16 protein-coding genes are annotated in these 14,179 nt (G+C 65.5%); 10 read left to right on the forward strand and 6 right to left on the reverse strand.

What is annotated here, in order from left to right:
• The first annotated feature begins 87 nt into the window (after positions 1-87).
• Complete coding sequence (locus A7D17_RS17460; protein ID WP_425479641.1) at positions 88-996, forward strand: alpha/beta hydrolase; 909 nt, start codon at positions 88-90, stop codon at positions 994-996.
• Between the two features lie 117 nt (positions 997-1,113).
• On the opposite strand, the gene A7D17_RS17465 is transcribed toward A7D17_RS17460, so the two are convergent.
• Both A7D17_RS17465 and A7D17_RS17470 read right to left on the reverse strand, forming a co-directional pair.
• Positions 1,114-1,506: a TfoX/Sxy family protein gene (locus tag A7D17_RS17465; RefSeq protein ID WP_064510250.1), complete on the reverse strand. Its 393-nt coding sequence runs from the start codon at positions 1,504-1,506 to the stop codon at positions 1,114-1,116.
• Complete coding sequence (locus tag A7D17_RS17470; RefSeq protein ID WP_064510251.1) at positions 1,503-1,985, reverse strand: GAF domain-containing protein; 483 nt, start codon at positions 1,983-1,985, stop codon at positions 1,503-1,505. The genes A7D17_RS17465 and A7D17_RS17470 overlap by 4 nt, the downstream gene beginning before the upstream one ends.
• 118 nt (positions 1,986-2,103) lie before the next feature.
• Between A7D17_RS17470 and bioD the strand changes: the two genes are divergently transcribed.
• Positions 2,104-2,778 (forward strand): dethiobiotin synthase, encoded by a 675-nt coding sequence (gene bioD / locus A7D17_RS17475; RefSeq protein ID WP_064510252.1) that lies wholly within the window; start codon positions 2,104-2,106, stop codon positions 2,776-2,778.
• Between the two features lie 163 nt (positions 2,779-2,941).
• On the opposite strand, the gene A7D17_RS17480 is transcribed toward bioD, so the two are convergent.
• The 3 genes from A7D17_RS17480 to A7D17_RS17490 form a co-directional block, all read right to left on the reverse strand.
• Positions 2,942-3,277, reverse strand: a complete 336-nt coding sequence (locus A7D17_RS17480; protein ID WP_064510253.1) for a phasin family protein — start codon at positions 3,275-3,277, stop codon at positions 2,942-2,944.
• 191 nt (positions 3,278-3,468) lie between these two features.
• On the reverse strand, positions 3,469-3,822 hold the full coding sequence (gene queD / locus A7D17_RS17485; RefSeq protein WP_039529685.1) for a 6-carboxytetrahydropterin synthase QueD: 354 nt from the start codon (positions 3,820-3,822) through the stop codon (positions 3,469-3,471).
• Positions 3,823-3,957: 135 nt separating this feature from the next.
• Positions 3,958-5,346, reverse strand: a complete 1,389-nt coding sequence (locus tag A7D17_RS17490) for a DEAD/DEAH box helicase (protein WP_064510254.1) — start codon at positions 5,344-5,346, stop codon at positions 3,958-3,960.
• Between the two features lie 376 nt (positions 5,347-5,722).
• Here A7D17_RS17490 and A7D17_RS17495 point away from each other — a divergent pair, with 376 nt between their 5' ends.
• The gene (locus tag A7D17_RS17495) at positions 5,723-6,712 is read left to right on the forward strand and encodes a fumarylacetoacetate hydrolase family protein (RefSeq protein WP_064510335.1); all 990 of its coding nucleotides are present in this window, start codon (positions 5,723-5,725) and stop codon (positions 6,710-6,712) included.
• 43 nt (positions 6,713-6,755) lie between these two features.
• A complete protein-coding gene (gene maiA / locus A7D17_RS17500) occupies positions 6,756-7,418 on the forward strand; it encodes a maleylacetoacetate isomerase (protein WP_064510255.1) in 663 nt (220 codons plus the stop codon).
• Between the two features lie 439 nt (positions 7,419-7,857).
• On the opposite strand, the gene A7D17_RS17505 is transcribed toward maiA, so the two are convergent.
• The gene (locus tag A7D17_RS17505; RefSeq protein ID WP_029221250.1) at positions 7,858-8,991 is read right to left on the reverse strand and encodes a PilT/PilU family type 4a pilus ATPase; all 1,134 of its coding nucleotides are present in this window, start codon (positions 8,989-8,991) and stop codon (positions 7,858-7,860) included.
• Positions 8,992-9,089: 98 nt separating this feature from the next.
• Here A7D17_RS17505 and A7D17_RS17510 point away from each other — a divergent pair, with 98 nt between their 5' ends.
• The 6 genes from A7D17_RS17510 to A7D17_RS23225 all read left to right on the forward strand — a co-directional run bounded on the left by A7D17_RS17510 (position 9,090) and on the right by A7D17_RS23225 (position 14,178).
• On the forward strand, positions 9,090-9,473 hold the full coding sequence (locus A7D17_RS17510) for a DUF4398 domain-containing protein (protein WP_064510256.1): 384 nt from the start codon (positions 9,090-9,092) through the stop codon (positions 9,471-9,473).
• A complete protein-coding gene (locus A7D17_RS17515; RefSeq protein WP_064510257.1) occupies positions 9,470-10,360 on the forward strand; it encodes a coiled-coil domain-containing protein in 891 nt (296 codons plus the stop codon). Before A7D17_RS17510 ends, A7D17_RS17515 begins: the two co-directional genes overlap by 4 nt.
• A 342-nt stretch (positions 10,361-10,702) precedes the next feature.
• Positions 10,703-10,921: an HP1242/YdcH family protein gene (locus A7D17_RS17520; RefSeq protein ID WP_019237985.1), complete on the forward strand. Its 219-nt coding sequence runs from the start codon at positions 10,703-10,705 to the stop codon at positions 10,919-10,921.
• Between the two features lie 241 nt (positions 10,922-11,162).
• On the forward strand, positions 11,163-12,533 hold the full coding sequence (locus tag A7D17_RS17525; protein ID WP_064510258.1) for a pyridoxal-phosphate dependent enzyme: 1,371 nt from the start codon (positions 11,163-11,165) through the stop codon (positions 12,531-12,533).
• An 89-nt stretch (positions 12,534-12,622) separates the two neighbouring features.
• A complete protein-coding gene (locus A7D17_RS17530; RefSeq protein WP_064510259.1) occupies positions 12,623-13,810 on the forward strand; it encodes a cystathionine gamma-synthase in 1,188 nt (395 codons plus the stop codon).
• 59 nt (positions 13,811-13,869) lie between these two features.
• Complete coding sequence (locus A7D17_RS23225; protein WP_082862125.1) at positions 13,870-14,178, forward strand: hypothetical protein; 309 nt, start codon at positions 13,870-13,872, stop codon at positions 14,176-14,178.
• The last annotated feature ends 1 nt before the right edge of the window (position 14,179 follow it).

Below are 14,179 nucleotides of genomic sequence, written 5' to 3' on the forward strand. Positions count from 1 at the left end.
CGGCGCTGCGTGCGAACGTGCGCGCCGCAACAGGAGAGTGCAATGATGCGACAGCAGCGTTGGCGGCTTGCGTGTGCCGGTGTGCTGATGTGGATCGTCGGCGCTATGCCGGCGTTTGCACAGCCGGATCTGAGCCGCACGATCGGCAGCACCGTCGCCGATCGTCCCAGTGCCTCGTATGTGTTCAGTGCGTTGCGCCTGGATTCGGCCGATGGCCAGCGCCACTACCGTGTGCGCATCGCCACCCCCAAAGCTGCACCACCGGCTGCGGGATATCCGGTGGTGTATCTGCTGGATGGCAATGCCGCATTGATGGAGCTGGATGGGCGCCTGCTCGACAGCCTCTCGACTGACGGCGATGCGCCGGTGCTGGTGTTCATCGCCGACGACAGCGCGTTGCGCATCGATGCGGTGGGGCGCAGCCTGGACTACACGCCTGCGCGCTACAGCGACGGGCGGGTGGAAACCGATCCGCTCGACCCGCAGCGCAGAACCGGCGGTGCGGCGGCGTTCGCGCAGCTGATCGCCACAGGCATTCGCCCGCAGGTGGAAGCGCGCGTGGCGGTGGACCGTCAGCGGCAGACGCTGTGGGGCCACTCGTATGGCGGATTGTTCGTGCTGCAGGTGTTGCTGACGCAGCCGCAGCTGTTCCAGCACTACGTCGCGGTCGACCCGTCGCTGTGGTGGGGCGATGGATTTATTGTCCAGCAGGCGCAGCGCCTGGTCGACGACGCAAACGGAGCTTCTGCGAGCACTCGGCCAGACAAGCGTCGTCTGACACTGATGGCGGGCGAGGGCGGCACGCCGGCCAAGGCTACAAAACCGGAGCGTCCCGGGCGGCCACAGGCAGCTCCACATGCGGCACAGAATCTCGTCACGCTGTTGTCGTCGTTACCCGGCCTCACCGCCACGTATCGACCGCTACCGGGCCTCAGCCATGGCCAGACGCTGGGCGCATCGGTTGCGCCGACGTTACGGGACGCAGCGGCGCGTTGATGACGCCAGATCAAGCAAATGATCGAAATACATCGATCTAAAAAGCAACAAGCACCCTACTGCCGGGCGCCGCGCGAGCGCCATGCGCACACGCCTGCGGCAACTCGGCGCAAGTATTCAATCGTCGCGCGTCTGGATCAGGTCCGCAGCGTCATCGTCTGCTTCGCCCATCTCGCCATGCGTATCGTCGTTGTCGGCCCGCGCGTAGTGCACGGTTTCCACCGGCCCGGCGACCGCGCGGCCGCGCACCGGCAATAGCGCACTGGCCGCCTCGTACTCAGCCAGCAAGGCATGCCGCCGCGCTTCCGGCACGTCCTGCCAATGGCAATCGGTCAAGGCGCCTTCCAGCGAATACAGCAGATTGAGGCTGGGCTTGAAACCGGCGCGGCGGACTTTGACGAATGCGCCTACCGCGCCCACCGCCTGCAGATCCTGTTGCGTGCGCAGGCCGACCTGACGCAGCCACGCCGCACTTTTCGGGCCGATATTGCGCAGCCGTTCGGTGGTCACGTCAGCGCGCCGACGAAGACTTGCGCGACGGCTTCCAGGCCGCGCTGATCGTCCGCATCGAAGCGATCCAGCTCCGGACTGTCCAGATCCAGTACGCCGATCAAGGTATCGCCCTTGACCAGCGGGATCACCAGTTCCGAGCGCGACGCCGAATCGCAGGCGATATGCCCGGGAAACGCGTCCACGTCGGCAATGCGCTGGCTTTGCCGGGTGCTGGCGGCCGTACCGCACACGCCCTTGTCCAGCGGAATGCGCACGCAGGCCGGCAAGCCCTGGAAGGGACCAACCACCAGCTCGCGGCCATCGTAGAAATAGAAGCCGGCCCAGTTGAGCGACGGCAGCGAATTGAAGATCAGTGCGGCCAGATTGGCGGCATTGGCGATCCGATCCGGCTCGCCGTGCACCAGGGCCTGGGCCTGGGCGGTGAGCTGGGCATATTGTTCCGGCTTGCTGCCGGTCAGCGAAGAGGTGGCGAACATGGCCGAAGTTTAGCAGCGGCCATCCGCAGCGGCATTGCGACTCAGCCGCGCGTCCGGATCCGCGCGTTATGCTGCGCGCCCTCCCGGCAAACGGCGGCGCGGCCGCAGGATCGAACGCATGCAGCATCCGGCGTTGTATGTCACCGGCACCGACACCGGCATCGGCAAGACCGTGGGCAGTACGGCGTTGCTGCACGCGCTACGCACACGCGGGCATACCGCAGTGGGGATGAAGCCGGTCGCCAGTGGCTGCGAACAGACGCCGGATGGCTGGCGCAATGAAGACGCGCTGGCGCTGCAGGCGGCCAGCGTCCCGCAGCCGGACTACGCCACCCTCAACCCCTACGCCTTGCCCGCACCGCTGGCACCGGAGCTGGCCGCCGCCGATGTCGGCGTCACCCTGTCGCTGGACCCGATCGCCCGCGCCTTCGCGCAATTGCGTCGCCAGGCCGATGTGGTGGTGGTCGAAGGTGTCGGTGGCTGGGCCGCGCCGCTCAGCGCCGATCTGGATCAGGCCGATCTGGTCCGCGCGCTGCAATTGCCGGTGGTGCTGGTGGTCGGCGTGCGGCTGGGCTGCATCAACCACGCGCGCCTGACCGCCGCCGCCATCGCCGCCGACGGACTGGAGTGCATCGGATGGATCGCCAACGAGGTGGACCCGCAGATGGAGCGCGTCGAAGCGAACATCCAGATGCTGCACCAGCGTCTGGGGATGCCGTGCTGGGGGCGGATCCCCTGGCGCCCGGGCGCCGATGCCGCCAGCCAGGCGCAGGAGCTGCGGCTACCGATCTAGCCGCGCCGGCTGCAACCGCGCCAGTGCCGATCGCCGCGCGCAGGCCGCGGCGATCGGCCGCCCGGCAAACGCACAATAAAAAAGCCCGACAGAGGGAGGGATCTGTCGGGCCGGATTGCACGGGGGGAGGGACCCATGCAAAGACGCTGAATTTTGGGGGCCGTTACTTGCGCCGTGTCTTGCCTGTTGCGCCGGCCTGTTCGCTGCCGGTATCGAACTGCTGCTTGGCGAACTGCCCAAGCTCGCTGGACATCTTCAATCCCATCCCGACTACTTCCTGATTGGCCGAAGCCAGGCGTTCCAGGTTGTCGCGGGCCAGTTGCAGGCCCTTGGGCCAAAGCGTCTGGTAGGCACCCAGGTCGCGTGCCTGCGCAAACTCACCGAAGAAGCTGGTGGTTGCGTTGACGTTCTGCTCCAGCGTGTCCAATGCCAACTGGTTGGCACGTGCTGCGGCAGAAGCGAACTGGCCGGTGAAGCTGTTATCGAACTGCGCCGACATTGCGAACCCCTTGGGGAAAGCCGTGACCGTTTGTTGCGTTGCAGCATACGCGGATATTGGTGCGATGCAACACGTTTCCTGAAGTTTTTCCAACCGTCAACAGAATTGTTTTGAATTCAGTAACTTGGCGGTTTTTCTAAAACGACAAAGCCGCCTGGCAGGCGGCTTCGGGTCAAGCAACTGCGCAGGAATCAACCGCGATAACGGCAGCCGGAGGTGCAGGTCTCGTGCACCACGATCTCGCTCAGCTGCGGCAACGCCGGCTTGAGCTGGTTCCAGATCCAGATCGCCAGCCGCTCGCTGGTCGGGTTTTCCAGCCCCTCGATATCGTTGAGGTAGTGATGGTCCAGGCGGTCGTAGATCGGCTGGAAGGCCGCCTTGATATCGCCGAAGTCCATGATCCAGCCAGTCTCGGCGCCCGGTTCGCCGCTGACATGCAGTTCGACCCGGAACGAGTGCCCGTGCAGACGGGCGCATTTGTGGCCAGGCGGCACGTTGGGAAGCCGGTGTGCGGCTTCCAGGGTGAATACCTTGAAGATGTCCATGACGATGATTCGGCAAACAATGGGAAGGAAGGGCGCGTGCCGGCCCGACGCCGGATCACGCAACGGCCTGGGCAGGCCGCGGCGGACAGAACAAGGGCCGCATCGCGGCCCCTGTGGTCAACCGACGCTCACCGCTCAGGCGCCGCGGTTGGCCGGACGGCCGTTGCCGCCCCGCCCGCTATCGCGACGACCGGCGCCTGCACCGGCATTGGCCTGACGCGGCCCGCTGCTACGCTGGCCACCCGGCTTCTTCGGGCCGGCATGCGCATGCGCCTGACGCGGTGCATCGCCATGCGGGCGGCGGGCGTGGCTCTTGCGCGGCGCGCGATCGCCACCCGGCTGCTCGGCACGGCCCGGGGCGCTGTTGCCCCAGCGGATCGGAGTCTGCGGCTCGTAGCCCGGTACGTCGCGGATTTCCACGTCGCGGCCCAGCATGCGCACGATCTGACGCAGCAGCTTGGCTTCGTCCTGCGCCACCAGCGAGATCGCTTCGCCGGTGGAGCCGTTACGGCCGGTGCGGCCGATCCGGTGCACGTAGTCTTCGGCCACCATCGGCAGGTCGTAGTTGATGACCTTGGGCAGCTGGTCGATATCGATGCCGCGCGCGGCGATATCGGTGGCCACCAGCACAGTCACGCGGCCGGCCTTGAAGTCGCTCAGCGCGCGCATGCGCTGGCCCTGGCTCTTGTTGCCGTGGATCGCCGCGGTCTTGATGCCGGACTTCTCCAGGAACAGCGCCAGCTTGTCGCTGCCGTGCTTGGTGCGGGCAAACACCAGGGTCTGCTCGCGGCTGTCCTGCGCCAGCAGGTGCAGCAGCAGGTCGCGCTTGCGCGCGCCATCGACCGGGTGCACGCGGTGGGTGATGCTCTCGGCCACGGTATTGCTCGGGGTGACCTGGATCTGCATCGGGTTGCGCATGAACTCCAGCGCCAGCTGCTTGATGTTCTCTTCAAACGTCGCCGAGAACAGCAGAGTCTGGCGGTTCTGGCGCGGCAGCTTGGTCAGGATGCGCTTGATCGACGGCAAAAAGCCCATGTCGAGCATGCGGTCGGCTTCGTCCAGGATCAGCACTTCGATGCCGGACAGGTCCACGCTGCGGCGCTCGATATGGTCGATCAGGCGGCCCGGGCAGGCGATCAGCAGGTCCACGCCACGACGCAGCGCGTCGAGCTGGTTGCCCATGCCCACGCCGCCGTAGATCACCGCGCTCGGGATGCGCAGGTACTTGCTGTAGCCGCGCAGGCTGTCGTGCACCTGGGTGGCCAGTTCGCGGGTGGGGGTCAGGATCAACGCACGCGGCTTGCGCGGGCCATTGACCGGCTGCGGGCTGGTGCCCAGGTGCTGCAGCAGCGGCAGGCCGAACGCTGCGGTCTTGCCGGTGCCGGTCTGTGCGCCGGCCAGCAGGTCGTGGCCTTCCAGCACCAGCGGAATCGCCTGCTGCTGGATCGGGGTGGGGGTTTCATAGCCCTGCTCGGCCAACGCGCGCAGCAGGAAGGGCGCCAGGCCCAGGGATTCAAAAGACATCAGGAAGCTCCAAGTAAAGCGTCGCCACCAGACCAGGCCTGGAGCGCAAACGCATTGCAGATGCAGAAGGTGAGGCTCGGAGCGTTCCCGTGAACCGCGCTGCGAGATGGTGGATCAACCCAATCAAGACGCGATGGGTTTGTCGGCACCACGAAAGGCGTCGGGTGGGGCGGGCGAGCGGATCGATCGATCCTGGCCTCGCCGGCGGTCCCAAAGGGAAACGGACGGCCGCATGCAGACCCGGCAAGTGTACGCGCGATTGGCGCGCTGCACAAAAGTTCCTGCCGGCGGTTGGGGTGCGGGTCAGTTGTTTCAGGTGTAACGGATGTTGCGGCAGGTCGTACAATCGGCCGATCCGTCACTGCACAGGAAGGTCATGAAGCTAGGTTCCCTGAAGGAAGGCGGCCGCGACGGCAGCCTGATCGTGGTCTCCCGCGACCTGAGCAAGGCCGTACGTGCCACCGGCATTGCGCCTACCCTGCAGCGCGCGCTGGAAGACTGGAGCAATAGCGCGCCGCGCCTGAATGCCCTGGCCGACGCGCTGGAAGACGGCAGCGCCGACGGCGTGTTCGACCTGGACCCGCAGGCGCTGGCCGCGCCGCTGCCGCGCGCTTACGAATTCGTCGATGGCAGCGCTTACCTGCCGCATGTGGAGCGCGTGCGCCGCGCGCGCAACGCCGAGGTGCCGGAAAGCTTCTACACCGACCCGCTGATGTACCAGGCCACCAGCGCCGGGTTCTATGGACCGCGCGATGCCATCAAGGTAATCAGCGAAGACCACGGCATCGACCTGGAGGCCGAGCTGGTGGTCATCACTGACGACGTGCCGATGGGCGCTTCGCCCGAACAGGCGGCTGCACATATCCAGCTGGTCGGCCTGGTCAACGATGTCTCGCTGCGCAACCTGATTCCGGCCGAGCTCGCCAAGGGCTTTGGATTCGTGCAGTCCAAGCCGCGCTCGGCGTTGTCGCCGGTGTTCGTCACCCCCGACGAGCTGGGCGAGGCCTGGCGCGGCAACAAGGTGCATCTGCCGCTGGTGACCCATGTCAACGGCGCCTGGTTCGGTGCGCCTGAAGCCGGCAATGACATGCAGTTCGACTTCGCCCAGCTGGTGGCGCACGCGGCCAAGACCCGGCCGCTATCGGCCGGCACCATCGTGGGCTCGGGCACCATCGCCAACGAGGACACCACGCTGGGCGCGTCATGTTTCGCCGAACAGCGCGTGGTGGAAACCTTGCGCGACGGCTCGCCGAGCACGCCGTTCATGTCCTTCGGCGACGAGGTGCGCATCGAAATGTTCGCCGCCGACGGCAGCAGCATCTTCGGCGCGATCGAACAGCGCGTCGAACGGCAGCCGCTGCCGTGACGCAGGCTGCAGCGGCACTTGGCTGCCACAGCGGCGCCCACCCATGAGTGCGGGGTTGGAGCTGTTTTCGTACTGGCGTTCCAGCGCGGCCTACCGCGTGCGCATCGGGTTGCAGTTGAAGGCGCTGGAGCATGTCATCCATCCAGTGCATCTGGTGCGCGATGGGGGCGAGCAGCACGCGCCGGCCTACGCGCAACTCAATCCGCAGGAACTGGTGCCCACGCTACGCCATGGCAGCGTGGTGATCGCGCAGTCGCTGGCGATTCTGGAGTATCTGGAAGAGGCATTCGCAGACACCGCCGCGCTGCTGCCATCTGCGCCGGCCGACCGCGCCCGCGTGCGCGCGCTGGCGCAACTCATCGCCTGCGATGTGCATCCGCTCAACAACCTGCGTGTCACCCAGCTGCTGGAGCGCGACTTTGCGCTGGACGCCGCGCAACGCCTGCAGTGGACCCGGCACTGGATGCAGCGCGGGTTCGCCGGATTGGAAACGCAGCTGGCGCGCGATACGCACACCGGACGTTTCTGCCATGGCGACGCACCAGGCCTGGCCGATTGCGTGCTGATTCCGCAGCTCTACAACGCGCACCGGTTCGATGTCGATCTGGCGCCATATCCGACCTTGCAGCGCATCGAGCAGGCGTGCCTGGCGTTACCGGCCTTCGACGCGGCGCGCCCGGAGATGCAGGTCGACGCGGTGGCCTGAGGGCAGGCTGTCACAGCCCTCATCCGCCCTTCGGGCACCTTCTCCCGTGGCACGGGAGAAGGGCAGGCGGGCACTCACCCGGTTCGGGTAGTTGGCATCACGCCAGGCAACATCGGAATGTAAGTTTGAGAGCTTCGGCACCGGCATCTGAAAGCACCGTGCGAGCGCCGATCTCTCCCTTCTCCCACAAGCGGAAAGCCGCCGATCTCTCCCTTCTCCAGCAGGCGGAAGGCCGCCGATCTCTCCCTTCTCCAGCAAGCGGAAGGCTGCCGATCTCTCCTTCTCCCGCAAGCGGGAGAAGGTGGCGCGCAGCGCCGGATGAGGGCGCTGGTCGCATCGGCATCGCGAACGGGGGCGCGTCGCAGAGTTCGCCCTGAAAGGGCCAGGATTCAGCAGCCCCCGGCGCCGCAAGATCACCGATCGTCGCCGCCCAGGCCGACTAGATGAACCCGTGGCTGATCTTGGGTGCCGATGCCGCCTCGTAATCGGCATACGGGTCGTGTTCGCCGGACCCGCCTTCGGACAGGCGGAACTTCAGCGCCAGGCCGTCACGCGAATCGGCAGCACGCAGCGCTTCTTCCTGCTCGATCTCGCCAGTCTTGACCATCCGGAACAGGCATTGGTCGAAGGTCTGCATGCCTTCTTCCAGCGACTCTTCCATCGCCGCCTTGACCTCGTGCACCTGGCCGCGGCGCAGCAGGTCGCGAATCATCGGCGTGTTCAGCAGCACTTCGGTCGCCGGCCGGCGGCGCCCATCCACGCCCTTGACCAGGCGCTGCGAGACCACTGCGCGCAGATTCAGCGCCAGGTTCATCAGCACGTTCTTGTGCGCGCTTTCCGGGAAGAAATTGAGGATGCGTTCGATGGTCTGGTCGGCGTTGTTGGAGTGCAACGTCGCCAGGCACAGGTGACCGGTCTCGGCGAAGGCGATCGCCGCCTCCATGGTCTCGGCATCCAGGATCTCGCCGATCAGGATCACGTCCGGCGCTTCGCGCATCGCGTTCTTCAGCGCGCTCTGGAAGGCATGCGTGTCCAGGCCCACCTCGCGCTGGTTCACGATCGACATCTTGTGCTTGTGCAGATATTCGATCGGGTCCTCGATGGTGAGGATGTGCCCGGTGGTGGTGCTGTTGCGGTGGTCGATCATCGAGGCCAGCGAGGTCGACTTGCCGGAGCCGGTCGAACCGACCACCAGCACCAGCCCGCGCGGGGTCATGATGACGTCCTTGAGCACCTGCGGCAGGTTGAGCTCTTCGATGCTCGGGATCCGGCTGCGGATGGCGCGGATCACCATGCCCACCTCGCCACGCTGCTTGAACACGTTCACGCGGAAGCGGCCGGCGTCGGGCAGGGCGATGGCCATGTTGAGCTCGAGCTCGCGCTCGAACTGCGGTACCTGGCCTTCGTCCATCAATGAGTAAGCGATTTTCTTGACCATCCCCGGCGGCAACCCCGTATTGCCGAGCGGGTAGAGCTTGCCTTCGATCTTGATGTACACCGGCGCGCCGGTGGTCAAGAACATGTCCGAGGCATTCTTTTCGGTCATCAGCTTCAGGAAGTAGCCGATATCCATGCGCAATGGTTCCCCAACAAACAGCAGCGTCTCGTTGCAAGTCCGCCGCAGGCTTCCGACAATGGCCGTGCTCGAGACTTCTCGCTACGGCTCCCCTAATGACGGCTAGCTTCGCATACTTGCGGCGATCCCTGTATGGCATCGCCTGTTTCATGGTTCTTTCCTCTCCGGTCGCCGCCCAGGTGGCACCGGAGCTCACCGCCGCCGAACAGGCCGTGCAACGCGCCACCCAGGCCGATGCCGACCAATACGCCCCGGATCTGGTCAACCTGGCCCGCCAGGAGCTGATGCAGGCTCAGCAGGCGCAACTGGACAAGCGCCAGCGCAAGCAGGTGCCGCAACTGGCCCTGCGCGCCGCCGCCGATGCCGATCTGGCCAAGGCGCGCAGCGAAGAAGCGGTGGTCAGCGCCCAGCTGGAGCAACGCCGCAAGGAAGTGGCGCAGCTGCAGACCACCCTCAACACCGGGGAGGGTGCCCGATGAACCTGCGCCCCTTGTTATATCTGGGTGTGTTGGGCCTGGCGACGTTGCCGCCGCTGGCCTTTGCGGCCAAGGACGACCCGCAGGCCGACGCGCTGAACCGGCGCCTGGCCGTGCTGCAGAGCGATCCGCAGACCAACGACCTGGCCCGCTACGAGCGCCTGCAGGCGCAGCAGACCGTGGCCGCGCTGGCCGAGGCCAAGCGCCGCGACCGCGACGAACTGCTGTCCCTGGCCGACCGCCGGGTCGAGATCGCCGAACTCACTGCGCGCACCGCGCTGGCCCGGCGCGAGCTGGACCGGCTGGAAGGCACCCGCAACGACCTGCTGATCGAAGCCAGCCGCCGCGACGCCTCGCGTGCGCGGCAGGAGGCCGAGCGCCTGCGCGTGCAAGCGCAGATCCAGGCCGAGGAGGCCGAGCGCATGCGTCAGGCCGCCGAGCAGGAAACCCTGGCCCGGCAGGATGCCGAGCTGGCCTTGACCAGCGTGGCCGGCAAGCAGACCGCCAAGCTCAACGCCGCCCAGCAGAAAGCCGTGCAGCTGGCGCACGAGGAAGCCGAACTGGTGGCCGGGGCCAAACTGCCGCCCGCCAAGTTCGACACCCGGGGCGAGGTGTTCTCGCTGGGCAGTGGTGCCTTCGGTGGCAAGGCGGCGTTGTCCGGCGATGCTGCCGGGCAGGCCAAGGCGCTGGCCGAGTACCTGAACATCGGCAAGAAGGGCCGGGTCAGCATCGTCGGCTTCGATAGCGATGCGGCCACCGCCAAGAAGCGTGCCGAAGCGCTGCGCGATGCCCTGGTGGCGGGCGGCGTGGCGGCCTCGCGGCTGCAGGTCACCGGCACCAAGGGCGCTGCCAGCAAGACCCGTGCGGCTGAGGTCGTTGTCGCGCCCTGATGGCAAGTGGTTGGAAGTTAAGGCCTTTTAACCCGGGCATGACGCCCGGTTGAACCGCGGTCACTGATTGATGCGGGGAACGCCAAAAGCGGTCGTTTCGGCCTTGAACCCCCTTCGCGACCGGCGTAGGGTCGTACCTCCGGGCAGCAACTCCGCCGCCCGGGAAGTACGGAGGGCCGGGCCAGTGACGCAGAGGCACGCAACGACGCAAACGGGTGGAATGGTTGGTGGTGGTTTCGCCCGGGTGTCGGCCTTTGCAACGCGTTGGTCTTCCATCCCCAAGCAGCGCCCCGTGCCTGTGCTGGCCGGGGCGTTCTTGTTTTAAGTGAAGGAGGTAACGCCATGTTCGAAGGGCAACCGCAGACCGAAATCGACGCATTGATGAAGTCCGATCCCGAGTTCAAGCAGCTCTACCAACGCCACAAGCTATTGAACAAGAAATGCATGGATGCCGAACTCGGGGTGCTCCCGATCGACGACGTGACCTTGGGCCAGATGAAGCGCGAGAAGTTGCAAGCCAAAGAAAAGCTCACCCGGATGTACGACCAGCTGACGCACTGATCCTTCCCCATCGTTAGAACAAGTTCACCGTCGCGGGCGGTGGCGGCCTCCTCGTCGGCTTGCCACCGTCCGCGTCTTTCGTTGTAGCGGCGGCTTCCTGGCGGGCATGCGGCGCCAGTCAGGTCGGTTGAGCACGCTTGTTCATCGGCGCACCCCACCGCTTCACGCCTGAATGAGCATTCCCCGGCCGTTCGTCGGATAATGACCGGTCTAGCCCGCGTGGCGCAGCGACGATATCCCGATGGCGATCCATTCCTCCGTACTCGAACTGATTGGCAACACGCCGATCGTCAAGGCCCAGCGCCTGGACACCGGCGTCTGCGAGCTGTTCCTCAAGCTGGAGGCGAATAATCCTGGCGGGTCGATCAAGGACCGCATCGGCCTGTCGATGATCGAAGCGGCCGAGCAGCGCGGCGACCTGAAGCCCGGCGCCACCCTGGTGGAAGGTACTGCCGGTAATACCGGCCTGGGTCTGGCACTGGTGGCGCAGCAGAAGGGCTACCAGCTGATCCTGGTGGTGCCGGACAAGATGAGCCGCGAGAAGATCTTCAATCTCAAGGCCATGGGCGCCAACGTGGTGTTGACCCGCTCGGATGTGGCCAAGGGCCATCCGGAGTACTACCAGGACCTGGCCGCCAAGATCGCCGCCGAAACCCCGGGTGCCTACTTCATCAACCAGTTCGGCAACCCGGACAACCCGGCCGCGCACGAATTCGGCACCGGCCCGGAAATCCTGGCGCAGATGAACGGCCAGCTGGATGCCATCGTGTTCGGCTGCGGCAGCTCCGGCACCATGACCGGCCTGTCGCGCGCCTTCGCCAGCGCCTCGCCGCACACCGAACTGGTGCTGGCCGACCCGGTCGGCTCGATCCTCACTCAGTACATCGAAGAGGGCACGGTCAGCGAAAAGTCCGGCAGCTGGCTGGTCGAAGGCATCGGAGAGGATTTCCTGCCGGACATCTCCGACTTCACCCGCGTCAAGAAGGCGTATTCGATCAGCGATGCGGAAAGCTTCCACACCGCGCGCGAGTTGCTGGCCAAGGAGGGCATCCTCGGCGGCTCGTCCACCGGTACCCTGCTGGCTGCGGCGCTGAAGTATTGCCGCGAGCAGACCACGCCCAAGCGCGTGCTGGTGTTCGTCTGCGACACCGGCAACAAGTACCTGTCCAAGATGTACAACGACTACTGGATGCTGGACAACGGCTTCCTGGAGCGCCCGCAGCACGGCGACCTGCGCGACCTGATCCTGCGCCCGTACAACAAGCGCGATACCGTGGTGGTGGGCCCGAAGGACCTGCTGACCACCGCCTATCAGCGCATGAAGCTGTATGACGTCTCGCAGCTGCCGGTCATCGATGACGGCGAGCTGGTCGGCATCGTGGACGAGAGCGACGTGTTGCTGCATGTGTATGGCGACGAGGCACGCTTCCGCGACCCGATCTCCACCGCCATGGTCAGCAAGCTCGATCGCCTGGATGTGGCCTCGCCGATCGAAGCGCTGCTGCCGGTGTTCGACCGCGGCCAGGTCGCCATCGTCATGGATGGCAAGCAATTTCTGGGCCTGATCACCCGTATCGACCTGCTGAACTACCTGCGCCGCCGGGTGCAGTGACCCCGTGCAGCCGCGCGTTTCAATGAGACGCGCGGCACGGGCCATTCAGACCCGCTTGTTACAATCGCCCACTTTTTCCGGGAACCTCCATGTCCAACCGCACCACTCATAGCCATGACGGCGAGCGCGCGCTGTCGCTTGCAACGCTGGCGATCCATGGAGGGCAGTCGCCGGATCCCAGCACCGGCGCAGTGATGCCGCCGATCTACGCCACGTCCACGTATGCGCAATCCAGCCCAGGCGAACACCAGGGCTTTGAGTATTCGCGCACGCATAATCCGACGCGGTTCGCCTACGAACGCTGCGTGGCTGCACTGGAAGGCGGCACGCGCGCGTTCGCGTTCGCCTCCGGCATGGCCGCCACCTCCACCGTGATGGAGTTGCTGGATGCCGGCAGCCACGTGGTGGCAATGGACGACCTGTATGGCGGCACCTTCCGCCTGTTCGAGCGCGTGCGTCGCCGCACCGCCGGCCTGGATTTCAGCTTCGTCGACCTGACCGACCCGGCCGCCTTCGAAGCCGCAATTCGTCCAGACACCAAGATGGTCTGGATCGAAACCCCGACCAACCCGATGCTCAAGCTGGTCGACATCGCGGCAATTGCCGCCATCGCCCGCAAGCACGGCCTGCTGATCGTGGTCGACAACACCTTCGCCTCGCCGATGCTGCAACGCCCGCTCGGCCTTGGTGCGGATATCGTCGTGCATTCGGCCACCAAGTACCTCAACGGCCACTCCGACATGGTCGGCGGCATTGCGGTCGTGGGCGATAATGCCGAGCTTGCCGAACAGATGGCGTTCCTGCAGAACTCCATCGGCGGCGTCCAAGGCCCGTTCGACAGCTTTCTGGCGCTGCGCGGCCTGAAGACACTGCCGCTGCGCATGCGCGCCCACTGCGACAACGCCCTGGCGCTGGCGCAGTGGCTGGAAACGCACCCCGCCATCGAGAAGGTGATCTACCCCGGCCTGGCCTCGCACCCGCAACACGCACTGGCCCAGCGGCAGATGTCCGGCTTCGGCGGCATCGTCTCGATCGTGCTCAAGGGCGGGTTTGAGGCAGCCAAGCGTTTCTGTGAAAAGACCGAATTGTTCACCCTGGCCGAATCGCTCGGCGGCGTGGAGAGCCTGGTCAACCATCCCGCCGTCATGACGCATGCCTCGATTCCCGTGGCCCGCCGCGACCAGCTTGGCATCAGCGATGCGCTGGTGCGTTTGAGTGTGGGGGTTGAGGATGTGGGGGATTTGCGGGGGGATTTGGACCGTGCCCTTAACTATTGAGACGACGGCGGTGGATTTGCCGAAGTATTGGGATAGCCAGCCACATGTGTGTCTGGTCGATGACGGTCATGGTTGATAGTCACTCATCTGAAGGACGGTTGCGCAGCTGGATTGCCAAGTGCATGCGCTACGTGCTGCTGCGACCAACCCTTAAGAAGCCGATCATGCAGCTACTGGCGATTGTGCCGGGATTGTCGCTGTCGTTGAAACGATTTGGCGTCCGTGCCGGACTTGCACAATCGATGGGGCCTGGACACTTGACGATACATAGACGCCATCAAGATCTCGTGCGTCAGGGAAAGCTTTCGGTGCGCGAAGCCCAAATCTATCGTGAACTGTCAAAGGCTATGACCAAGAGGCAGGGTTAAA

This window comes from Xanthomonas floridensis (genome assembly GCF_001642575.1).
Taxonomy (GTDB): domain Bacteria; phylum Pseudomonadota; class Gammaproteobacteria; order Xanthomonadales; family Xanthomonadaceae; genus Xanthomonas; species Xanthomonas floridensis.